This is a genomic window from Sutcliffiella horikoshii (genome assembly GCF_019931755.1).
GTDB classification, from domain to species: domain Bacteria; phylum Bacillota; class Bacilli; order Bacillales; family Bacillaceae_I; genus Sutcliffiella_A; species Sutcliffiella_A horikoshii_E.
Window position 1 is genome coordinate 143,380 of record NZ_CP082921.1, and the last position, 24,481, is coordinate 167,860.

A 24,481-nucleotide genomic window follows, 5' to 3' on the forward strand; every position below is an offset into this window, starting at 1 on the left:
CTTAAAGAAAGGTTTTATTATTGACTGAAGGTAATATCATGCTCTATTAAAATTTCCGATACGTAACTATTTTCATTACCATCAAATATAATTAAATCATCTTCAGACGGTAGCATTTCTGTAATCTCTAACCCTAACTCACAATTTTCTAATATTTTTGAAAAAAGTTTAATTGAAATAGAATTAGTAATATCAACATATTGCGGTTTCTTTAAATCTTTTCTTTTCAAGTAATCATCCACATCTTTGTATTCACAGATAATTCTAATAAAAAAGGTTTGAGGTAAATTATTTACTTCAAAAAAATCCATTAATTCCATTTGATATTCAAAGAATGAGAGCCCATTTCTTTTACGGGGAATATAATTCTTATTAATTTTCCAAGTTCGTCTTTTTAATATTAATTCGCCTAATTTCACTCGTGGGTAATACTTTAAATCTTTTATCTTATTAAAATCTTCGCTCTCTGAAAAAATAGGAAGACCTAATGGCGAGGATTGATTGAACGTAAGTAAAAAATTATAAAATAGCGGTTTTAGATTATCTACTAAAAAACCAAAATTTAATAATTTCACCTCGACATTTTTAACATTATCAAATAAAACCAATCGTTTCTGAATACTGTCATATTTTATAAACAAATCTTTAATCTTTAACTTATTAGTATCTTCTTTTCTACCTTTTACATTTCCATATTCTATTTCATATTTGCACAAATCTGGGTGTAGATTGGCATTAAATCCAAATACAGATACTAGTTCGGTATAATTATCCTTTTTTAAATCATTTTTAACTTTTTGGTATAACATTTCAATCGAGGATTCTTCTAGGTTTAAAAATCTTGAATAATAGTGCCCACATCCATCAACAATACCATTAAGTACCCCCATTAATTGTTGTTCAGGCTTCTTAGACTTGAAAATTTGCAAGAAAAATCCTCTAGAATCTTTTTCTACGTTTAACAATTTCTCAGATTCTAATGATAAATTAAACATTTTTTCAAAATCTAATTCAACTTCTGTTGCAGAATCATCATATATACTATTAATATAATTATCAAAATAGTTTCTTATCTCTTCTGCTTTTTTGATTTCTGGTAAGTTAAACGGATTATTACTTAAATTTTCCAAATATGAAGCATTAACCTTTAAGGCATTAAACTTCGTCATATCGTTCAAATACATTTGAAAGAAATCTAATACATTAATTTCAGTATTTTTTCCTAGTTTAGATATATAAAATTCCCTCATAGAAAATCTGGTTAGTAACCTTTGATCAAATGCCCATGATATTTTATGTATAATATTTAGAGATTCCTGTAAAGATTTAATTTCTCCATTATTAATGTTAAGATTCGAACCATCAGTAATTAATGCAGCGTCTTCATATAAAATATTCTTATAATCAAAATTTATTTCATATTGTAAGAATAACTTTTTCAAGCTGTTTTTAACGCAATTATGAATTTCTGATTTTTTAGTAAAACTTTCTATTTCCAAATTATTCAAAAGGGATATTTTGTTTTTAATACTTCTAAATGTATTAACTATATTTACAACCTCTGATTCGCTAAACTTACTAAAGTAAGCTATTAACTTTCCTAAAATATCTGTTTCTTGTTCTGCTATTGGTAAATAAATGTTAATAATATTTTGCTTATACAATTTAATTATAAATTCATTGGCGATTTCTGGTGGATAACCATTACTAGTAAGAAAATCACTTAAATCATTTACTGTTATTTGTTTTTCTCTTATAAACTTAACTATAGTATCCAATGTATTGTTGTTTTTAATTGTTATTATTGAATCCCTATATTGTAATATTACACCCTCTATTAATTTCTCTAGAGTGTTTTTTATATATATTGCTTTTTGTCCATTGCTGATAAATGAAGGATTGACTTCTAATAAAAAATACCTATTCAACTTAGTTGACTTTAACTTTTCAATAAAAAATAATATTACAGAGTAGTTAATATTCATGTTATTTACAGCTTTAGGTTTATTTATTATTAGTGAGGTTTTTTTATTATTAATCTCTAAAAGTGTAACTAATGTTAATGTAGAAAATGGGCTTGTTTTTGTAATAGCTCTTGATATAAATTTATAAAATGAAATTTCGGATTTTCTAAGTTTTTTATTATCGTGAGGGTTAGGATGTAGTATATATTTTCTAAGGTTTTCTGTTAAATTTGTAGAAGATGATACCATTCCATTTACTATTAATGGATTTGTTAATATTTCTTTAATATTATTATACGTCTTATTTTTTTCATCAAAGTATCTCTCCATATCTTTTAGAAGAATGTGTTTTTTATTTATGTACTCTAAATATTTTTGAATTTTATTTTTCAGTTCTACTTCTAGTACATCTAATTCATATTTATCTAGATTTTTTTCATTGAAGATATCTCTTTTTAAAGAAAGTAATACTGCACTATTGTTTTGGACTTCGCTAATTAAAGCGTACAAATCATCACAAATTACACTCTTTATCCTCTCTATATTTTCATTTAACTCAAAATACAACTCTAAGGTTCTTCTATGTTGAATGTCCATGACACTCTTTAGACTATTAAAAGAGACTGGAGCTAACCTGAGCATTGCGTAGTCCTTTAATTTACTTTTCATTTTAGACATTTAAAATTCACTCCCCATTTATCAAAATCTTGTAATAAACATTGGTTGTTCCTTGGAGCTTTTACCAATCTTATAATTAACAATAATATTATCCTTCTTCGTCTTTATCACTCTTTGAATTTCATCTGGGTTGTAATTTAAAAATGCACAACCTATTAGATTGTGTTTTAACACCAGCCTATATAAAATTTGAATTAGTACTCCTGAAAAATAATGCACTTGTCTATAAGCAATGGATCCATGTCGAATAATTAACTCTTCTAAATCACAAATAATAAATAAATCTATAAATGAATTATTCAACTTAATATTTTGTTGATATTGTTTCAAAAAATTATTTTTATCACATTTTAAAACATCTATAAATTCAAATAAATTGCTATTAATATGTGGCATATCTTCAATTTGAAATGGTACAATTTTTAGTTTAAGATTTATAATACTATTTATTACTGTTATAAATTTTAGTAATTCCTGGAAAAACCCCTTTAACTGGTCATATGTAGGATTAGTATTGAACTCAGTAATTTCAGAAGACCTCCTAATATTCACATGATTTATTTCTGGTAAGTAAACAGAAATATTTCTTTGTAAATCGGTGGAAGTAAAAGAAGAATTGTGTATTTTATTTATAAAATCACTTACTTTTCTTTCAAATAAACCATCATAATTTGAAAAAATATTCTCAACATCTTTTCCTGAGAAGTAATCCTGAATTCCTATTCTATTATTTCTATTATCTGTATCTTTAGAAATTGGATGTAAACCTATTAGTATATTTCCAATCTCACAAAAACTATTTATTCCAAACAATTCTGTTGTTTTTTCTGTATTAAACAAAGGGAATAATTCCATCTTTAAATTGTTTAAGGATGATTCTAATGCTAATTGCCCTATTAGAGCACCGGTATCAAGTAATTGTAGTTTATAGCTTAAATACTTGTATTTATTCCAGTTCTTTATATAGTTTGTGGTGATGAAAATAAATGACTCATTTGTGTTTCTTCCATCCGACTTTATACATTCCAATAGTTGGGAGAATAACCTCCCCTTTTTAACTAATACGTACTTATCAGTAATTGGATTATAGTGTAAAATAAAGTCATTATCTTCCTTTTTTAAGAATATATATATTTCATTAGGATATATTCCCCCTCCCGAAGGAACAGCTCTAAATAATTTGTTATAAGAGTCTTCTGAATAATTAACACTCCCTAAGATACCGTAACTATTTTTAATAACCGTATCTATTCCTGGAAAATCACCTTCAATATTTTCACTACTTATAATGTATTCAGGATTATATTTTTTGTTTTTTGGAGGGTTATTAACTGTGATTGAACTATCAAATCTTTTATTAACATCATTAACTAAATCTGCATATGTAAGTATGCACTCTACTTGTCTGTCAGTTTTAGACACTCTATCACCTTTTTATAATATTCTTTTATGAGAATGGGTGTACATTATTATAGAAAACAAAATTATTAAGATGTGTTCTTTTGTTAAATTTTTCAGGTATTCTGAAATTTTTCGAGCCAAATGTCATTGGTAAGAGTTCCGGTATCAATGTTTTTACACAAAATAAGTTTGCTAGTTCCAGCTCTTTACAAGTAATATCAATAAAGTACACATTAAGTTTAAAATGCTCAAATAGATTAAGAATCGATTCAAGGGCTTCATTAATTGAAGTATAATTTTTAGATGGCACATTTCTTATATCATACACTGGGAGGTTATTCTCGAAAATAAAATTAAAAGAAGAAAACATTTCAATGTTAGTATACAGAAGTGCATGATCTTTAATATCACTTACTTTTTCAGGATTTTCATATAACTCTTTTGCTCTTTTTCTATCAACATCCCAATTATTCACCCCATGATGTACGAATCCGGCCAATTCTTTTAATGCACTATTTAGAGCTTTTATTGGGTCAAAATGTGCTGCAGCAGCTGAAAACGATTTAGGTAAGGATTTATTACTTTTACTATCAGCTAATACCCAAATTGCAGTTATGCCAAATTCTGATGTAATATCTAACACATTTATATTATATCCGTAAGAAGCAATATCATTTATTCTGTTCCTTGCTTCTAAATCTCTAATAGATTTAATGTCAATTATTCCTTTTACTTTTTTTGTATACCAAGCTAACAAAAACGCATCTCTTTCAATTAACTCAAAAATAGCATAAGTAATGGCTTCTTCAAGACTACCTCCTACTGCACAACCATTTGATGAGTTGTATATAAATTTTTCTTCATTAATACTCGAATAATAAGCAAACTGCTCAGGAATATACACCTCTTTTTGTAAAGTCAAATCCATACCCTTAATCCACCTTATTGTTAATTCGTTACTAAATTTCACATAAGAAGATTCTATTACTTGATTGTCATTAAATAGAACGAACTCAGAGGGATCAATCGACTCACCATTTAAATCATTTCTATTTGATACCACTACTTCTTTTCCTCTATTTTTTCTTCCTGCAAATCTCTCTATACCTTCAAGTATTGAAACTAATCTACTTAACTTAAAAGCCGATTCTCTTCCACAGCCTATATCTTGCTCATTTGAAAATTCTAAAGGCAACCTGGCTATAGTCGCAGCGCTACCTTCACAATAATAGTCATTAACGTCATCAATTATTCCGTAATTGTCATCAACGAATAATTCCTCAAGATCCTGTTGTTTAGGACTAATATTATATGTCCTTAATAAAGAATTAGTATTAAGTGAGTAGTTTATTTTCGGAAGGTTTAAGAAACACATTTTACAGATTGAACAATATTCATTTATAATAAATTTATGTCTGGTGAGTTTTGAAGTGTTACTATATAAATGATAAATTTCAAGGTCATTTTCTAAAGCTTCTCCACTTTTATATTGAATAATTTTCTTAGAAATTATGCCACATACATAGTCAATATTAATAAAATCTGTTCTATGTGAATTCAGGACAGTTTGTTTTGTTGGTATAACTTCTTTAACATGTGAATTATTATACCTTCTATAATCGGCACACTTTACACATCCTTTATTAAAACCATTAAAATATGGTCCAATTAAGATTTCTTGAAGTTCGAATCTTATTCTGTAATAGCTTTTCATTCTATTAATGCAATAATTTGTAATATCGTATTCAGTATCAATTTTAGATTCATCTAATAAACTAATTATTAGTCCTATGTTACTAGATTCAATTTTTTTTGATGACCAACATTCCTGATGAAATAGTGTGAATTGTCCTTCTAACATCTTATTAATTTTTACAAAAAATTTTCTCGGACCTACTAATAAGATATTTTCCATTTTATTACCACCTTGTATTTAAGTTCCTATATAATATTAAACTAACAAGAACTTCATCCTTTGGCTTTATTCCAATTCGATTATTGTTCATATGTATATAACTACTACTCATCTCTGCCGCTTTTTCCTTTGTAATATATTTCTTGTTAACAAGAGTTGTTAAACTTTCAAGATGTTCACAAACTAATTCTTCCCATATTTTTGTATAACCATTGGCAGCTTCAAATCTAAACTTCTGATGTGTTTCTTTTGAAGTTGAGAGGATTTTGCTCTTAAATTTCCCATCATTGAAAAATTCCAACCAACTATTTGCATAAGAATAAGCATATTTGGCAGGATCAATTTTGTAGTACTCGCAAAACTTAGTAATATATAAATTCATAAAATTATATGCTATTATTAACTTTTCATAATATGAAAGTGATCTTATAGATAATATTTTCATAATTAGCAAACTTGACTTATAAAAAAACTCCTCAGAAATCCTAATTCCTTGAGAACCTCCATACCTTTCAATTTCTGGGTTGTATTGTTCCCAGATTGCCCTATTATTCAATTGAATCTTTTTAGAACCTACGTTTTCCTTATTGACCCAGTAATTATAATCTTTATCATCGATTAATCTTTTGCTTGATGGATTTTTGTTTAAAAAATCCCCAACCACACTAGTAATATATTGAAGTTCATTTGAATTAGAATTCTTTTTATTAAAGCTAAATCTAACCCTTAAGTGATTACCTTTCTCCCAATATCGAATAAAAAAAAACTTACACAATTTATCGGTATCTAATAAGTTTGAAATTATTGGATTTAGTAAATTCTTAATTAAGTAATCATGTTTTTCGAATTCCTGGTAATAAATATGTAAACTTTTCCATTCTACCATTTCATTCTCCATTTCTTAAAAAGGGATACAATTAAAAAATAATTGTATCCCTAATTTATTAATTTATATAATATTTCTCATTATGCACTCTTTTCTAAAGGACCCATATCAGGGGAACATGATGTACCGTTACATGCACTACAGAACCCTACTTCTGGCAAATCGCCATCTAGTAAATCAATATCTTCAATCTCTGGTAGTTCTAAATTTTCTAATTTCATTTTCAAGTTCATCTTATATCACCTCCTTTCATTTTTTAGGAACTTATAATATTCCAACAAAACAATACCAATATCACAAACGCTTGGTATAATGCTAAATATATTTTTCACTGTCAATTTTCTATAAGCTTTTTTCTAAAGGGCCCATATCAGGGGAGCATGATGTACCGTTACATGCACTACAGAACCCTACTTCTGGTAAATCGCCATCTAATAAATCAACATCCTCAATCTCAGGTAATTCTAAGCTCTCTAATTTCATTTTCAAGTTCATTGAATTATTCACCTCCTTTCAAATTTATGGAAACTAAATTAATTCCTAAACAATGCCCTATACAGCAATGCTCAGGTTTAATGATTGCTGTTATTCCTTTTTCTCTTAAACTACTCTTCAAAATTTTGTAAGCTTCTTTATACTTATTTTCGATATTGAAAAGATTAGACTTCGCTTTTTCAGATTCTAATGTCTTAATTATAGCTTTAACACTAGAATCATTTAGATCCACTCCAACAGAACTAATTTTGGTCCCATTATAAAGATATATACTAGTTTCATATAAGGCATTTTCAACCAATTCAAAATGTATTATTTTTGTATTTTTGTGTTTTTCTTGAAGGCTTAGGTATAAAAAAGAAGCTTCCTGAGAGTAGTTTTGACATTCAACTTCAACTTTCTCATATAAACCTTCTAATAATTGAGAATTTAATAATGCTTTATATGCAGCCTCTTCATAAGTAATACCTGTTCCATAAACATTACCTCCTTCTTTGTCCTCAATTCTCTCGCATAAGGCAGAATATAGAGCATCTAAATACTTTACACCATATCCCTCATACCTATTTCCAGTTGCCCTATCACTTATTAAACTTCTTTTTAGAGGCATTTGTACTATTTCTAAATATTCTTCATCTAGTAAGTTATTTAATTTTAAAAAATCTTTTACGTTCTTTACCCATTCCGAAGAATTAGAATTGGTAGAGGAATTCGACTTCCTACGCTTTATATAATTTCCTGATGGTAAGTTAATCTTTCGATATGTTAAATCACTTAAATTTAATTTATAAAAAGGATATTCATCATCACCGCTAGGGGATACCACAGATAAGAACGCTTTAAATGCAATAATACTAGAAATCATTTTCTCCTCAATTTTTCCTAGTTTAACTTCATTAACATACTTATTAATACAATTTAAACAAGGTAGCTGATCAACTTTTAAGCCAGAAGTGAAAATGTTGTTTATATTTAATATTACTTTTATATTTTTATTTTTAATCATATGTATATATTTCAAAATATTCTGTACACTTCCATTAATATTTAAATAGATTATTGTTTGGAAATTGTTAAGTATCTCCAAATCAATCCCTGTTATAAATTTCATTTTAGTAAAATTATATAACGGTGAGTTTTGGTAAATGGTCACTGAGTTTGCCCCATTTTCTAATAAAAAATCTCCAACGTAAATTGGCATAATACCCTCACCGATTATAAGAAAGTTATGATTTCTAAAGTTATTAAATACTTTAATTGGGTTAGTTTGTAACTCTTCTACAAATGAAATTTGTGATTTGAATCTAGTATAAATATCATTATCAATTGTTTCATCAGTCGAAATATCTCTTATTAAATCAATATCATAAAGTTTTTGAATTATATTTTTTACAATTTCTTTATGCTTCTGATTTTCTACGTTGCGAATAATTTCTTCAATGGTAAACTCTCCATTTAGAATTGGTTTTAATAATTCTAACCAAGCTCTAATTCCCTTACCTTTTATCTTATAGTTTTTCTCCCTTGTTGAAATTAATAATCCATCCTCAACTTCAATATAATTGAAATTATCTCTAATTTTAGGTTTCATTTTCCCCTCTTTTTTAACTTTTTTCCCATTATTGCACAAATAAATAGCATTATCAACTTTTTGTTATAATTTTCAGAAAATAAATGTTGTACTTTGACATTATTTAGGTTTTAATGTATTATTATTATTATTAGGAATTATCAGTTTATTTCATTGACGAGAAAAAGTAGGCCATTATCCCTGTCCCCAGAGAGTCGCTGATTGCTGAAAGGCGACGACAAATTTTGGCTGAAAATCATCTCTGAGAAGTTCTTCCGAACATAGCTTATAGTAAGAAGAACCGGCATACGGCCGTTATCCGTACTATTAATTAAGAGCCGTGTCTAAATATACACGGAATATGGGTGGTACCGCGGATTCACTCCGTCCCTGGTTTTTTTCAGGGACGTTTTTTACATTTTCAGGGCTATATAAAAAAAGTTTGTTTAAATAATATGGTTATGAGGTGGATAAAATGCTTAATGTAAATACGAAAGAATTAGCTTTAGATCGTGAGAAACGGATTAAAAATTACTGGAATGCAGAAAATGTATTTTTCCGTTCAATTGAAAATAGAAACGGTGAAAAATCTTTTGTATTCTATGAAGGTCCTCCAACAGCCAATGGGCTACCGCACGCTGGTCATGTCCTAGGACGTGTAATTAAGGATTTCGTTGCACGATATAAAACCATGCAGGGCTATCAGGTATTTCGCAAGGGCGGCTGGGACACACATGGTTTACCAGTTGAACTTGAAGTGGAGAAGCAACTAGGAATCTCAGGAAAGCAACAAATTGAAAAGTACGGTGTTGAGAAGTTCATTGAAGAATGTAAGAAGAGTGTTTTTAACTATGAAAAACAGTGGCGTGAATTTACAGAGTCTATTGGTTACTGGCTCGATATGGATAATCCCTATGTTACGCTTGAAAACAAATACATTGAAAGTGTTTGGTATATCCTAAGTAATCTTCATAATCGTGGACTTTTGTACAAGGGTCACCGAGTGACGCCATATTGTCCTAGTTGTCAGACTACATTAAGCTCTCATGAAGTAGCCCAAGGCTATAAAGATGTCAAAGACCTTTCTGCTACAGCAAAATTTAAGGTTTTAGGTAAAGAAAACGAATTCTTCTTAGGTTGGACAACAACTCCCTGGACCTTGCCGGCAAATGTAGCGCTAGCTGTAAACACTGAGCTAATATACATAAAAGCTAAGAAGGATGATGAGATATACATTGTTTCAGAAGCTTTAGCAGAGAAAAACCTTGGTAAAGACTTTGAAGTAATATCTAAACATAAAGGAAGCGAATTGATAAATATCAGATATACAGCACCATTTCCATTTATGAAACCTGAGCGTGGTCACTTTATTGTCGAGGCAGATTTTGTTAACAATAAAAGTGGTACTGGTATTGTCCACATCGCACCCGCCTATGGTGAAGATGATTATAATTTAGTTAAAAAAAATAATCTCTCTTTTTTCAATATTGTTGATGATCAAGGGAAATATTTAAAGGATATCCCTATTTTTGCTGGTCGTTTTGTGAAAGACTGTGACGTTGATATCGTAAAATACTTAGCAAATTCAGGACTTCTTTTCCATAAAGAAAAATATAATCATAGTTATCCACATTGTTGGCGGTGTGACTCTCCATTACTTTATTATGCTATTGAAAGTTGGTTCATTAAAACTACAGAGTTAAAAGATAAATTCTTAGAAAACAACCAGGAAGTTGACTGGTATCCAAAACACATAAAAGATGGACGTTTTGGAAACTTTCTAGAAAACATGGTTGACTGGAATATAGGTAGAAATCGTTACTGGGGGACTCCACTTCCTGTATGGATTTGTGATGATTGTGATCACCAATATGCCCCAGATAGTATGGAAAATCTTCAAGAAAATGCTATAGGTGAAATTAGGGACTTGGATTTACATAAGCCTTATGTAGATCGAGTTCAACTAAAATGTAAAAAATGTAAAGGTACAATGAATCGTGTTTCAGAAGTGATCGACGTCTGGTTTGACAGTGGTTCTATGCCATTTGCACAGCATCATTATCCGTTTGAAAACAAAGAACAATTTGAAAAACAGTTTCCTGCAGATGTAATCTGCGAGGGAATTGATCAAACCCGCGGGTGGTTTTACAGTTTGTTAGCTGTTTCTACGTTGTTTACGGGTAAACTCCCTTACAAACGAGTTCTTTCAACAGGGCATATTTTGGATGAAGAAGGGCGTAAAATGTCAAAAAGCAAAGGAAATGCACTTAACCCAATGGAACTAGTTAATAAGTTTGGTGCGGACGCCTTGCGTTGGGCACTTTTAGCTGATAGTGCACCATGGAATAATAAGAGATTTTCCGAGAGGGTCGTGATGGAAGCTAAATCGAAATTAATTGATACTCTTGTAAACACTCATGGCTTTTACACGCTTTATGCTAATATCGACGGGTACCATTTCAATGAGAGTGAAGTTGGTGAGAAGACACTACTTGACCATTGGGTTATATCTCGTTTAAATAGTGTTTCCGCTGTTGTAAATGATGCATTGGATGAATACGACTTTACAAAAGCCGCGAAAGCACTAGAAAAATACGTAGATGATATAAGTAACTGGTACATTCGTCGTTCCAGAGATCGTTTTTGGAAAGAAGGGTTAACAGAATCCAAAAAAGCTGCTTATCATACACTTCATCAAGTGCTTGTTCAGACGAGTAAGCTTTTTGCTCCCTTTATACCGTTTCTCGCAGATGACATCCATATAAATTTGACTGGCGAAAGTGTGCATCTTGCTAATTATCCAAAAATTGATAATAAAAAAGTAGATATACAATTAGAAAGGGATATGGAAGAAGTATTACAAGTGGTGGAATTAGTACGTGGGATTCGAAATACAGAAACTATTAAGACAAAACAACCACTATCTCAACTTACAATAATCCCTTCTAACCCAGATAAAGGAAAAAAAATAAAAGACTACATTAGTATTATTCAAGATGAGATCAACGTAAAAGAAGTTGTAGTTAAGGAATCTTCTGATCATCTTTTAAGGTATGATATAAAGCTGAACTACCGATTAGCAGGACCTGTACTCGGAAATAAAATAAGTGTTGTAAAAGCTTATTTAGAAACGATGTCTGATGAAGAAGTAGCAAAGGTTGTTAAAGGTGATAAGGTAATCATACCCAATGCTGATGGAGAGATTGAGGTATCGCTAGATTTACTAAATATCGAACGTGTAGCTGATTCCGGCCTTTCAATGGAATCTAATCAAAACTTTCACGTTGTCCTAGATACGACAATCACTGAAGAGCTTCGACTAGAAGGGTTGGCTCGAGAAGTGATTCGAGTTATACAAGATGACCGTAAAAAACAAAGTTTACCAATCGATCTTCGTGTTGACATTACCCTTGATGGAGACGAAGATGTAAAGAAAGCAATTCAACAAAATGAGAATGTGATACGTGAAAACGTTCTTGTGAACGACCTTATTTTTGGTAAAACAGATACAATGAAAGAATTTTCAATTGGAAAAAATAAAGTAAGGGTATCAATCCATATATAGAACGTATTAAACATTTAAGTATGCCCAAAATATCGTCAATATCAAGTAAGTAGTGCCCTAAAATTAACTTTAGTTATTTAACATGTAATATATAATGAAGGTACGAAAAATATAACATTAATATTAAAGAACAGAAGTCAGGACCCTTAACATGTCTCCATTTTCTACGTTTTGGGAACTATTTCTAAGTTGGAAAATAAATACATAAAGAGCAATTCCTTTGATTGTACAAAAGGGAGTTGCTCTTTATCGTTAATAATTTTTAGAAAACCTGAACTACGATTCCACACTACGTTAAAGGAGGAATTTGATAGAATAATCACTTTCAGAAGGAAATTCATCTAGCCTAAACGGGGAGGATAGTTCTTTTTGTTATCGTTATTTAGTAACAAACCTGTTTCAGATCCAGATAGAAATAAGAGAAGGTGCTCGTGTTATTTATGTTCCTTTTGCCTGGTTCTATTTTCAATTTACTTTACGAATAAACTGAGGATAGTATCTCCCCTGCCACTTTTTGATATATTCCTCCTAACAGACATCATTGAACAGGCAAACTCTAATCCACCTAAAGGTATATGAGGCTGCATAACAGTTGTTACTTAGTAAATATTGCTAAAATATGTGAATATAGATAAAACTATCAAATTCTTATATTTCAATGCGGGAACGCCATGGATTGGTGGGATCTTCAGGAATTCTATAGAAGTTGAGAACCTTATTGCCGCGTATTTCTTTCATCATTTTCTTCCTGAAGAGGTAATGTAGCAAATCGTAGAACTCCTTCTGCCCATCTGTCTGAAAGCTGATGAAGAGGAGGATTTAAACGTGATGACCTTGTCAGGCAATCTGTTTTAATTATGGAAGCAAGTTTAGAAGGCAAGAGTTTTAAATAACTCAAACAGCCATCGAATCACCTAAGATTCGATGGCTATGTTAAATTATGTATGTACTGGCTCCCTGTTCTGCATTAAGTGGCTCTTTCCTTCCGCCTCAATTACTTATTCAAGATAATGGCCCTTTAATGGAATATAGAGTATATAACAGCTCTTACAATGTTGTTAGTAGTTTTGTGTCAAAAAAAATGACACAAAAGTCCTTAGTGGCTACTATAAAACTTAGTAATACCAACTACTTTTGAGTAAGGACTTTTGTGTCAATAAATATTAGAAATTTTACTAAGTTTTTAAACAATGCTAATAAATAACTATCCTTCTAAACTAAAAATAGCCTTTTCGTTTTGGTAATATGGAATAAATTGTTCAGCTTTTTTCTGAAAGAAAATAGCCTCAAGTTCGTTTAACGCTTTTCGTGCTTCTGAATCCCCCAATCCTTTTAAGGATTCTATTTCATTCACTCCATCAAGTTTATAGCGATTTTTTTCAACTGAAATATCATACCGATGAACATGATCGGAGCCTGCGAGAAGTTTTGCTGTCCCAAGAGATTGTGATGATTGACCGCTCATAAATGCTTCTATAGCTTTAATTCCCCAATAACCTCTTCCCAATGCTAATTTTCTGGCACGCTCAATTGAAAATGGTTCAGATAAGCATCCTATACTTAGCACCTGAAATGTTCCTGGTTTCCAATTTAGCACTCCAATTGCCTCTACAACTGCGATTCCAACAGGGTTATTTGCCCACATTCCCCCATCTACTAGAGGGGTGCCAGACTCGGTACGCTTAGTTGGAAAAAAGGTTGGTGCCGCAGATGTTGCTAGAGCTGCTTCAACAATAGATCTCTTAAAGTCCCTCTTGAAACGGTCGTGATGTGCGGTTTTATACAAATATACTTCCCCGGTCTCTAAATTTAACGATGGAATCATCACCCGGGTTTTACACTCACCTATTTTTTTTGAGCCAAAACAATTTATTAAGGCAGCTTCTAACGGATTTTGACTATATTTTGCCCATCCAATTTGTCTTAGTGTTTTCAATAATGAATTCCCTTTAAAGATTGATGGGCCTTCACTTTCATAGAAGGTAAGTATTTCCTTTGCACTCATTCCACATGCTAATCCTAGCGCAATAATACCGCCAGTAGAGGTACCAACAATAAGATCAAAATAATCTCCTATGTTGCCCTCTATTTCATCCTCAATAGAAGCTAAAAAGGAAGATGGAAAGACTCCCTTTATTCCACCACCATCAATGGTTAACACTTTCTTCATTTATTTTCCCCCTCTTTTTAATCGGTTCAAAGTGTTCACCGCCTCCTAACCATTCTCCTGTTGCGTGCCACAATTCATAGTAGTATAGCCAAAGGCTTGTCCAGGGGATAATAGTTTCAGCGATATACATATTTTTTGACCATTCTTTTTTTCTTGGTCGGAACAAACAAAGTTTTAGTCCCGGATATACATGAGGGATATTCTCCTCTCCTCTTTTCGTTAGCTGAGGAGATTGAACTTTGACGCATGGTTGCGTCATGGCAAGCGAGTACGAAACTTGAACCGTATAAGTAGCACTAATTTCAGTAGGTGTAAGGTTACCAGTCCATATTGCCGTATTCTTCTTCCAACTAACTTCAAATGAAGGGAACAATTTTTCCATCGCAATTACTTGGTTTCCTAAAGCTAGGTAGTCTTTCTTGAAATACTTACTCTTATTGGCCATAGAATGTATTCGTCCTTACCTGAACCGTATTTTCTTTAGAAGCTGCTACCAGTACCCCGGAAGATGCGATGAATAGCGTATTGGCTGTTCTATTTTTCTCGACCAATTCCGCCTGCTCTTTGAGGCTTTCCTCAATGATGGTCTCTCCAAACATAAGCTTTAGCTCTGTCGCAACATCTTTTATCCCTTCCAATTTATTTAATTTATTCCAATGCTGTTTAAAGTCACGAATAAAATCTAAAAATTTTTCATATAAATCAGGCCGACCTTCCCAACGCTCACTTAATTCTTCCTCTTTGTTGGTTGGATTGAACACCTTCAAACGCCCATCTTGAGGAATATTAAGTATAACTTTTTCCAAGATACCATCAATGGCTTCGTTAACGGAAACCTCTCCGTTATAATACATCCCGGCAAATGTAGTTAGAACAATGCTTATTGGAGCAAATTCTAAGTCATCTTCGAAATAGATGTCCCTGTAACGTTTAATTAGCTGGACTGCACGTTTTAACGGGGGCTTACGGTTTAGATCTTCGTCAATAGGTAGTGGCTGAATAGAAGCTGCCTTCTTTTCCATAAGTACATGCCAATATTGTTCTAATTGATCATTAAACCACTGGGCATAACCTTTTGGATTGCTATCCTTCCAGTCTTCTGCTTTTCTGTCCGGCACTTTTACATTGGTGTTATTTCCTTTATCAGTGGGATGAGCAGGCAGAATATCCATATGAAACTCATTTGCGTAATTTAGTCGAATGCAACGATTTTTTCTTTCCACCATTTTCTTGTATGTTTCGTGTTCTCTGAGGCGTCTTTCAATTGAATCTAGAAGTTTGATGGGGTCTTTTCCTTGCCAGCTTTCATTAATTTCACAAACAAGGTCAAGATCGTATTCTTGTTGTTTACGTGGTTTGACAGTGGTGTTAATGCTTAGGGATCCTTGAGGATAAATAAGTACGTCTTTCCCCTTGAAGTATGTTTCATCTTTTGATAACCAAGTACCTACTGATAGGTATCTATTTTCTGCTAGTTCTCGCTGCGATTTGCTTATTTGAAGCTTTTGTCCGACACGTTGCAATAAATCGTCTAACTGATTATTAAAGTTATCAAACATATATGTCCCCCTCTAAAACGAATGTTTGTTCTACCTTTAATCATTATATCCTAACCTTTTTTATTCGGTCAACAAAATATCAATATATAGTATGTTTAATAAAAATAAAACACTTTATATAGTGTGTTATTTTTATTGTATATGAAACATACTACTGCATCTGAAGCAAGGCGCCTATATTTAACTACGAGTAGAATAAAAGTTAATAGATAGGAAAATTTGTTTTTTATCTAGTTCCCTTCGTCCAAATTCATCATTTTCTCTAAGGGAAATTCAATGTTTTAGAGGATTTATAGAAGGGAAATGTTCGATTTGCTTGTTTGTTAAAAGAGAAACACAACTGTATTTTTATCTTTGAACACAAATAAAAAAATGGAGTGAAGGACAGTGGCAAGTAAACTAATGACTTATTATCGAGCAAAGAGAGAACTTGAAAGACTGAACCGGTATATTTCACTGGTCGATGAGTATCCAAGCACTACACTGGAACAATGGATTATTAAAGAATATGCAATTACTAATAGTCTGGTAGAAGTAGCAAGAAGAGCTAATGAGAATGGACTTAGAATAAATGGAGAAATGGAAATAGATCGAGACTATGTGGTGTTTGTTGTAGACTCCAAACCTAAGTCAGATGATGATCTACATAAGCTTTTACGAAGTGCTTATAGAGCTAAATCTAGGGCAATAAAAAATAGATACCTTTAAGAGCTAGAAAGGACACGACTAACTCCGTAAGAAAAACTAGTTGAATTGATGTAATAGAAAGATATATATTCTTAGGAGTAGCAATCCGGCTTATTCTTTTTTGATAAGTAAAGTCCAACTACATACCTTCGCAGTTGGACTTACTAAACACACACTATATTTATCTCAACTCATCATCTAAAGGGACAATAATTTCATCTAATGTCTTTCTCCATTGACGCTTCATTTCTGGCCCGTATTTGAACGGCACTGCCTCTGGATGTACGGCTTTATATTTATTGAAGTCTTTGCTGTCGATGATTCCCCCGATATTCGGTATTGGCTCTGTTCCTATCTGATATTGAACTGCAGAGGCATGCAGCTCTCGCTCTTCCACAAACCAAGTATTCGCGAAATCCTCAATCCCTTTATTGTAATACTGGGTAAAGTAACGACGTTTAACGACAAAAATATCTTCCTCTCCATCTATTTCTTTGTCATCAATAGCGTTTAAAATGGATCGGTAGACCTCTTTAACAACTTCTGATTTTTTTAACTTTTGAAGTGCCTTTTCAATCTCAGATCGGATATTCTGGTTGTTTGCAGAATACGTACCCAATAACTGGTCAATATAGGTTGAATCAATGTCATAGAGTTTAATCGCATTTTCTCCATAGAATTCAATGCCTGAGAAATCTGGGCTCGGACCCTCACCTTCTTCTTCATCTATCAACGATCCCTTTACGGTATTGTACACACCGATATATTCCTCTAAAGTCCTCACCTGTTCTTGAAGGACTTTTGATTTCTCCATGTCATCATTGTATTCATCATACGTAACTAGAGCTTCAAAGGCATTATTTAACTCTTGGAAAGCTTTTACGAACTCGATTCGGTCTTCAAGAGAAGAATGTTCGTTAATGTCTGTAGGATTGGGAACTAAAGTATGCAGTGACTTGTGAGCTTTTTTGAAACGTTTTTTTGATTCGTCATACGTCGGATAAACAAGTTGGGAATCATCGTTTTCATTGGAGTATAATTTCGTTGCATCCTTTACATTCTGCTCCATCGATGAAGGTTTACGGAATGTTACAATCAATCCCTTCGTCTTTCCAGGATACGTTCGATTGGTGCGAGAAAAGGCTTGGATTAAGTTGGCATAACTTAAATTACGGTCCACAAATAACGTTTGAATAGTTGGTGCATCAAATCCAGTTAGCAAGCGATCTACAACAATGACTATATCAATTTGTTTCCCGAATTCTTTAAATTCTGCTCTTTTACGAGCTAAACGGTTGTTAATATCACCGTTGTATCGTTCGATATCTTCGATCGACCAAGCTGTTTGATAATAATGGTTATACTCTTTTATAATTCCCTTCATTTCATCATGAAATTGCGTAGAGTTTTCTTCGTTTTCTTGTATCGAATAGGTAATTGCAATTCTTGGGAAATCGGGATCATCTATCGTACGACCTGTCCGAATTGGTTGACCTGCAAATTCGGTTGTTAACCATTCCGAATTTTTTGTCATTTCCTTAATTGCATGATAGTATCGTTTCGCCATATCAATCGAACTAGTTGTTAAAATGGCAGACTTTTGTGGACGGCCATTTTTAAAGTCGAATTTCGTGTAGGTGTTATCTGGTCGAAAAATCTTATGAATAACTTTTTGAATATGTTCATCACTTTCATATGAAGAGTTCGGAATATATGTTTCCTTCTCTATCCCATCCATCTTATCAATCATTTCGTTCAATTCGTCATCACTACAATCGGCAAATTTTTCATTCTGACGCAGTTGATTAAAAATAGAATTATATAATGAAGTGGATTCAATCGTATCTTCGTGTTCTACTTGAAACCCTAAAACTGATCCATCCTCTAACGCATTCTTAATGGTATAGGTATGAAGAATTTCCCCATACTGATCACGCGTGGTCCGTGCCAATTGACCTTTCGCTTGTTTTTTATTTTCATTAAAAATTGGCGTACCTGTAAAACCGAACCATGTAGAGTTTGGAAAGAATCCCTTAATGGCTTCCATTCCTTCTGCACTTAACGCTCGGTGACATTCATCCACGACAAAAACAATATGCTGCCCAATCAATTTCTTAAAGCGCTGGGTGCCACTTTTTTCTTCTTGTTTTTGAGCAATTCGCAAAGCAGATTCTAATTTTTGGCGTGTGGTAATAATGACTGTATTGGAATTGGCATCAGATAACAGAGTCTCACTTAGCTTCTTAGCACTCTTTGTCCCAACTATTAAGCTATTAGACTTAGCTTTGCCCGAAGAAATACCCGTATTAAACTCTGAAGCAAACTTAGTGAATTCCGTTGTTGTTTGATTGTCTAAGTCTTTTCGGTCAATAATCATAATTGTACGATCAACACCGGGTTTACGAGCTAATAGCTTCGTAGAAACAAAACTTGTTAACGTTTTTCCTGAACCGGTCGCATGCCAAACAAATCCAGATTCGCGTTTCATGGCAGATGTAAACAAAGCCTCAATCGCATGAATTTGATACGGATGTAAAACCATCAAGGCTTTATTGTCCTGATCTTCACTGACGATTGTATAATTAGCAATCAAACGGTGTGCATCTGGAATGTTAAGAACTTGTTTCACAAATTCATAGAGGTTTTCCACTTTTCGGTTATCGGTGGTCCTCCAGCTAAAGACAAATTTCTTATGCATGTCTTTTGGCATCGCATTAGCAAAATACCGTGTCGTTTGTTCGTTCGAAATGACAAATAACTGAAGCGTAGAAAAGATATTGTTTCGAAACATCCCTTCCTCTGCGTATTTCTTGATTTGATTGTAGGCTTGGAATACTCCGTCTTTGGCGTTTACCTGTTTTAATTCAATTTGAACGATTGGCAGCCCATTGATCAAGAGTGTCACGTCAAATCGGCGATCCCGGCCGTCAGCATCTACCTTTTGTTTGGCAATCTGGTGCACCACTTCGTATGTAGAGATTCCACCCCCAATATCTTGGTTGGAATACAAAATCAGCGACATTGAGCCTAAAGATACATCATCTCGTTCTATCGTAATCCGAGCAATTCCGTTCTCACCCTTCAGCCACCTCGCAGCATCAAAGGGAGTCAGTGTTTTTGAGAGCAATTCTGTCTTAATCGAATCAAACTCTTTATCAGAAATGGGTTGTTCCCCAATTTCTGATAAATTATTTTGTGTGATTTTTTGACGCAAGTTCCTCCAAAGATCTTCTTCAGACTTTAAATCCGGACGATAATTCCACTGATTATGCCCTTCCCCCAGCACTTCAATCAATCGACGTTCCACTGCAAGTTCATCATTATGTGCAATTTTTGTCACATTACTCCCTCTTTTCTATCTCTTTAAACAAACATCCTTTGCAGAAATGCTTTTTTCGTTTCTTTTAAGGCATCCAATTCTCGTTGATGAAGACTAATAGTGTTGTCTAGTTGTTTAAAGAAGTTTCCGATTTTAGTTTGTTCTGCTCCTTCAGGCACGCTGATAATTGCTTCTTTTAAATCAATTGAATTAATTGATTCAAATGTAGACCCTGTACTATATCTCGTCCAAAATCCATTAGATTTCATTTTAACTAGTGTTTGGAAAATAAATTCATTCCCCTTAATTCCTGCAACTCCCCGTCCCAGGACAACGTCATATTGAGTTTTCCCAACGTCTCCAACTGGAGCACGAACACTTAGGATGATATCTCCTTTAATTGCAGTTTTAGTAACTTGAGTAGTCCAAACACGTGGTGTAACCCAACCATTCTTTATATCTGCATTACCCTGAACTAAAATATGGTCATTGGGATTTACCGTATAATTTTCTCCATTGGGCGATTGTCCCATAGTAATATTTACAATCTCACCCAACTTACACTTTTCCCACTTTTCATTAAATCCAGGAAAGCGTACTTCTGGCACGGACTCCCCTTCTTTTGGAAACATTTTTTGTAAGAACCCTTGTTTTGTTTGTTTGAGGGTGGTTAGTTCTTGCTGATGAAGAGCGATCATCTCGTCTTGTTGTTTAAAAAAGTTACCGATTTTGATTTGTTCGTTATTTGACGGAAAAGAAAACTGCATCTTCTTAAATTCCCCAGTAGTAATTTGGTTAATAGTAGCTCCCAGATTCTTATTAATTTCAATAGCAAACTGATTTGAATCTAATAATGCATTAGTAAATGAAGGTATCTTAGATTGAATACCAGTCATAAAAGCACCGATAACTGTATTATCCATTTTTTTCTTAACTGAAGCATGTTTACCGATTAAGTTTCGAGATCCGTTCCGAACTACAACAATAATATCTCCAATTACAACGTTCCGAGAATTCACAACTTTTGGGTCAACATATACATTATCTGCATCTACTATTTCTCCGTTTTTTACATTTGAGGATCTTAATACTAATGTACCTTTTTTGGTAATATTATCTGGAGAATACGTTAAACCGGAATAAAATTCTACATTATCTCCAAACTTACGTTGTTCCCACTCTCCAGTGAATCCTGAAAATCGAATTTCTGGTTTTAGCTTACTTTTCACGACTAAACACCTCTAATGCACCTTTAATCCATTCTGCGTTTTCTTCATCAAATTGCAGCGAAGAAATCATACCAAAAAGACTAGACTCTAGTTCTGCTTTTTCTTTACGAATATCTTTAATGGCTGATCCAATTGTAGCCATATCCACAGCTATTTCTTCCTCAAATGTGTCTACGTAACGAGGAATATTTAAATTAAAATCATTCTCTTTGATTTCATCAAATGAAGCTACGTGACTATATTTTTCAACATTTTCTCGTTTTCTATATGTTTCAACAATCTTATCTAGATTTTCTTTGGAAAGTTTGTTTTGATTCTTCCCTTTTATAAAATCTTTACTAGCATCTATAAATAGGACATCGCGCGTTTCACGATTCTTCTTCAGGATAATGACTGTAGTGGGGATTGATGTTCCAAAGAATAAATTTCCTGGCACTCCAATAACCGCATCAACACTGCCATCTTCCAAAAGTTTCTTTCGAATCACCCCTTCTGCAGCTCCTCGGAACAGAACCCCATGTGGTAAGACGATGGCCATCGTTCCTGAATCTTTTAAATGATAGAACCCATGTAAAAGGAAGGCAAAGTCTGCTTTTGATTTTGGTGCTAACTTTCCGTAACGATTGAAACGAGAATCATCTAAAAACGTATCATCTGCAGACCATTTTGCAGAGTAAGGTGGGTTCATAAGAACGGAATCAAAGGTATAGGGCTCATCTGTTGGCCAGTCTTTATTCAGTGTATCCCCATTACGTACACGCATATCTTCTTTATCTACACCATGTAGTATCAAGTTCATTTTTGCTAAGTTGTAAGTTGTTGTATTTAGCTCTTGTCCATGATACTTCACGCTATCTGGGTAATTGATATAGTTTCGAATGTTCAACATTAACGAACCCGATCCCATGGTTGGATCATATACGCTAAACAATCTTTTTTCTTCTTGACCCATCGCGGCAATGCGAGCCATCATGTCAGAAACTTCATGAGGCGTGTAGAATTCTCCAGCTTTTTTCCCAGCTTCTGAGGCAAATTGACCGATCAAGAATTCATAGGCATCTCCAATGACGTCTCCATCATGTCCCATCAAATCGACATCGTTAAGTTTTTTTAGAACTTCTGTAATGGTAATGTTTCGTTGTTGATCATCTGAACCGAGTTTTTTTGATTTCAGATCTACGTCATCAAACAACCCATTAAATTGATCATATTTCGTTGCTAAATCTATAAAGGCTTTATTCAAGTCATTCAACTGAAACGTATTTTGCTTCGCTTGATCAGTTAACACGGTGAATAAGTGTTCTGGAGCAATATCATAGCCTAGTGTATCTACTAAGGTTTCAATCAAATCATCCTTGACTTCTTCGTCCGCTAACAAATTTCTGTACAATTGAGTTTGTTTAGTTTGTGTGTTGTATTCTTCTAGTGACTCGTCAGCGATGACCACTACTTTTTCTAATAACTTATCAGACAAGTACTTGTAAAAAATCAATCCTAATAAGTAGTTTTTATACTCGGATGCATCCATTTTGCTTCGCAAGTTGTCTGCGGCACTAAATAATTTTTGGTTTAATCCTGCCATGTTTCGTTCCCCACTTCTTTTTTGTTTGACTAGTAATCTAGTTTTCTCAAAATCTCTAAATATAGCTGTTCCTCAAGGTCTGCTTGTTTCTTAGCTAGGGCTTGCTGCTTTCTTAAATAAAAGTAAGCTTTTCCAATTGTCCGTTGTTTCTCAAGAGTTGGTAGCTTGATTTCCAACTCTTTTAGTATGGATGGGGTCAATTTAGGTACAGTACTTCCTTGCATGCTAATAGCCATCTGCTTTTTCATTGAGTGTGACTCGTTCAACGCATAACATAAATAGCTGCTATCCAACCCATCGTGCTTAATAATGAGTTTCGCGAAGTTTTGGTTGATAATCTTCCCTTGGTTTACGTCACTCACTATTCCGGCTTTGGAACTTACAAAACTAAAAACAACATCTCCAGCACGACTTATGTAACCATCATATTGATTTTCATCATTACTAGTACGAGTTTTATTGTTTAGAAATAATCCTTCTAAATCATGGATTAAATCTTCGTACGAATAAGCCACTAAAGTTAAATCGCCTTTCTCGTTTCCCCTAGATAAGTTTCTACCAATTTTAACGGTTACCACATCTTCAAGTTTCATATCCCGCCCTCTTTTATGTAATTCTCTGAAATTACAATTAAATCGTATCACTCATAAATTAATTCGTCAACAATTTAAACGTAATTTCAAAGAATTACATCAAATTTGTTGGGTGTATCATCCTCTTCAACTTTTAAATAAAGCCAATAGGTTGTCCCACTTTTGTCATTTTTTAAATCCAGAAGTGGAAAGGAAGGTTGCCGCCCTTGATGTCAGCAGTGGACCAAAAACATGGCAACGAATCTACTAGCTGCATTAAATAGAATTAAGCTAACAAGGGAAATTACTGAACAAACTTAATTACAAGGTAACACTATTTTCAGATGTGTAGCCCCCACTAAAATAAAAAAATCGATCCTCAGGTCTTTCTCAGTTAGTTGTACTTTCACAGACATTACAGAACGCTTCTTTTGAAATCCCTATAGATGTTGTAGAGTCTGTAGGTTTGGACTTCTCTTTTTTGTAAAGGTACTAATATAGGGTTATACTCTAGTATTTTATCTATCGATTCTAAAGTACTTATATATAAGAGTAATATTCTAATCTTTCCTATACCTTCACGGGATCTTTTAACATAGCTTGTAGTTCTTTTATAATTTGTCTTGCACTCTCTTCACTTAAGACAATCTTCCCGCCGGCTAATGACAAATTTGTTTTTTCAACTTTTCCTGACACTAAACATTCATTATATGCTTGGTACTTTTTAAGTATGATTTTATCGTTATCTACAAATATTTCTAATGGATCACCTATTGCAATTTCCTGTACCCTCCTAAGTTCCATAGGTATTACAACTCTACCTAAGGCATCTACTTTTCGAGTAATTCCAGTTGACTTCATAAGAACTTCATCCTCTTATGTGATATGA

General features: G+C 33.0%; 17 protein-coding genes and 1 other annotated feature. Of the genes, 2 read left to right on the forward strand and 15 right to left on the reverse strand.

Features of this window, described 5'->3' with window-relative positions:
• Positions 1 to 17: 17 nt before the first annotated feature.
• The 7 genes from K7887_RS22830 to K7887_RS22860 form a co-directional block, all read right to left on the reverse strand.
• Positions 18 to 2,642 carry a lantibiotic dehydratase gene (locus K7887_RS22830; protein WP_223493943.1) on the reverse strand — a complete coding sequence of 875 codons (2,625 nt, stop codon included), beginning with the start codon at positions 2,640 to 2,642 and terminating at the stop codon, positions 18 to 20.
• Between the two features lie 21 nt (positions 2,643 to 2,663).
• Positions 2,664 to 4,064 (reverse strand): nitroreductase family protein, encoded by a 1,401-nt coding sequence (locus tag K7887_RS22835; protein ID WP_223493944.1) that lies wholly within the window; start codon positions 4,062 to 4,064, stop codon positions 2,664 to 2,666.
• A gap of 25 nt (positions 4,065 to 4,089) precedes the next feature.
• Positions 4,090 to 5,958: a YcaO-like family protein gene (locus K7887_RS22840; protein ID WP_223493945.1), complete on the reverse strand. Its 1,869-nt coding sequence runs from the start codon at positions 5,956 to 5,958 to the stop codon at positions 4,090 to 4,092.
• Between the two features lie 4 nt (positions 5,959 to 5,962).
• Entirely contained in the window at positions 5,963 to 6,844 is an 882-nt protein-coding gene (locus K7887_RS22845; protein ID WP_223493946.1) for a thiopeptide-type bacteriocin biosynthesis protein, read from the reverse strand.
• Between the two features lie 80 nt (positions 6,845 to 6,924).
• On the reverse strand, positions 6,925 to 7,077 hold the full coding sequence (locus K7887_RS22850) for a hypothetical protein (protein WP_223493947.1): 153 nt from the start codon (positions 7,075 to 7,077) through the stop codon (positions 6,925 to 6,927).
• Between the two features lie 109 nt (positions 7,078 to 7,186).
• A complete protein-coding gene (locus K7887_RS22855; RefSeq protein WP_223493948.1) occupies positions 7,187 to 7,339 on the reverse strand; it encodes a hypothetical protein in 153 nt (50 codons plus the stop codon).
• Between the two features lie 4 nt (positions 7,340 to 7,343).
• Positions 7,344 to 8,930, reverse strand: coding sequence for a hypothetical protein (locus K7887_RS22860; protein WP_223493949.1), 1,587 nt, complete (start codon positions 8,928 to 8,930; stop codon positions 7,344 to 7,346).
• A 144-nt stretch (positions 8,931 to 9,074) separates the two neighbouring features.
• Positions 9,075 to 9,304, forward strand: a binding site (T-box leader).
• 80 nt (positions 9,305 to 9,384) lie between these two features.
• Between K7887_RS22860 and ileS the strand changes: the two genes are divergently transcribed.
• A complete protein-coding gene (ileS, locus tag K7887_RS22865; RefSeq protein ID WP_223493950.1) occupies positions 9,385 to 12,474 on the forward strand; it encodes an isoleucine--tRNA ligase in 3,090 nt (1,029 codons plus the stop codon).
• A 1,204-nt stretch (positions 12,475 to 13,678) separates the two neighbouring features.
• Here the strand turns inward: ileS and K7887_RS22870 are convergent.
• The 3 genes from K7887_RS22870 to K7887_RS22880 are packed head-to-tail and all read right to left on the reverse strand — an operon-like array spanning position 13,679 to position 16,203.
• The gene (locus K7887_RS22870) at positions 13,679 to 14,644 is read right to left on the reverse strand and encodes a CBASS cGAMP-activated phospholipase (RefSeq protein WP_223493951.1); all 966 of its coding nucleotides are present in this window, start codon (positions 14,642 to 14,644) and stop codon (positions 13,679 to 13,681) included.
• A complete protein-coding gene (locus tag K7887_RS22875; protein ID WP_223493952.1) occupies positions 14,622 to 15,089 on the reverse strand; it encodes a type II CBASS E2 protein in 468 nt (155 codons plus the stop codon). Before K7887_RS22875 ends, K7887_RS22870 begins: the two co-directional genes overlap by 23 nt.
• Positions 15,079 to 16,203: a nucleotidyltransferase domain-containing protein gene (locus K7887_RS22880; RefSeq protein WP_223493953.1), complete on the reverse strand. Its 1,125-nt coding sequence runs from the start codon at positions 16,201 to 16,203 to the stop codon at positions 15,079 to 15,081. The genes K7887_RS22875 and K7887_RS22880 overlap by 11 nt, the downstream gene beginning before the upstream one ends.
• A gap of 387 nt (positions 16,204 to 16,590) precedes the next feature.
• On the opposite strand from K7887_RS22880, the gene K7887_RS22885 reads away from it, so the two are divergent.
• On the forward strand, positions 16,591 to 16,911 hold the full coding sequence (locus K7887_RS22885) for a hypothetical protein (RefSeq protein WP_223493954.1): 321 nt from the start codon (positions 16,591 to 16,593) through the stop codon (positions 16,909 to 16,911).
• 160 nt (positions 16,912 to 17,071) lie between these two features.
• On the opposite strand, the gene K7887_RS22890 is transcribed toward K7887_RS22885, so the two are convergent.
• The 5 genes from K7887_RS22890 to K7887_RS22910 all read right to left on the reverse strand — a co-directional run bounded on the left by K7887_RS22890 (position 17,072) and on the right by K7887_RS22910 (position 24,453).
• Positions 17,072 to 20,230, reverse strand: coding sequence for a type I restriction endonuclease subunit R (locus K7887_RS22890; protein ID WP_223493955.1), 3,159 nt, complete (start codon positions 20,228 to 20,230; stop codon positions 17,072 to 17,074).
• Between the two features lie 23 nt (positions 20,231 to 20,253).
• A complete protein-coding gene (locus tag K7887_RS22895; RefSeq protein ID WP_223493956.1) occupies positions 20,254 to 21,438 on the reverse strand; it encodes a restriction endonuclease subunit S in 1,185 nt (394 codons plus the stop codon).
• The gene (locus tag K7887_RS22900; protein WP_223493957.1) at positions 21,428 to 23,020 is read right to left on the reverse strand and encodes a type I restriction-modification system subunit M; all 1,593 of its coding nucleotides are present in this window, start codon (positions 23,018 to 23,020) and stop codon (positions 21,428 to 21,430) included. The genes K7887_RS22895 and K7887_RS22900 overlap by 11 nt, the downstream gene beginning before the upstream one ends.
• A 29-nt stretch (positions 23,021 to 23,049) precedes the next feature.
• Positions 23,050 to 23,613 carry a restriction endonuclease subunit S gene (locus K7887_RS22905; RefSeq protein WP_223493958.1) on the reverse strand — a complete coding sequence of 188 codons (564 nt, stop codon included), beginning with the start codon at positions 23,611 to 23,613 and terminating at the stop codon, positions 23,050 to 23,052.
• Between the two features lie 549 nt (positions 23,614 to 24,162).
• Positions 24,163 to 24,453, reverse strand: coding sequence for an AbrB/MazE/SpoVT family DNA-binding domain-containing protein (locus tag K7887_RS22910; protein WP_223493959.1), 291 nt, complete (start codon positions 24,451 to 24,453; stop codon positions 24,163 to 24,165).
• Positions 24,454 to 24,481 lie beyond the last annotated feature (28 nt).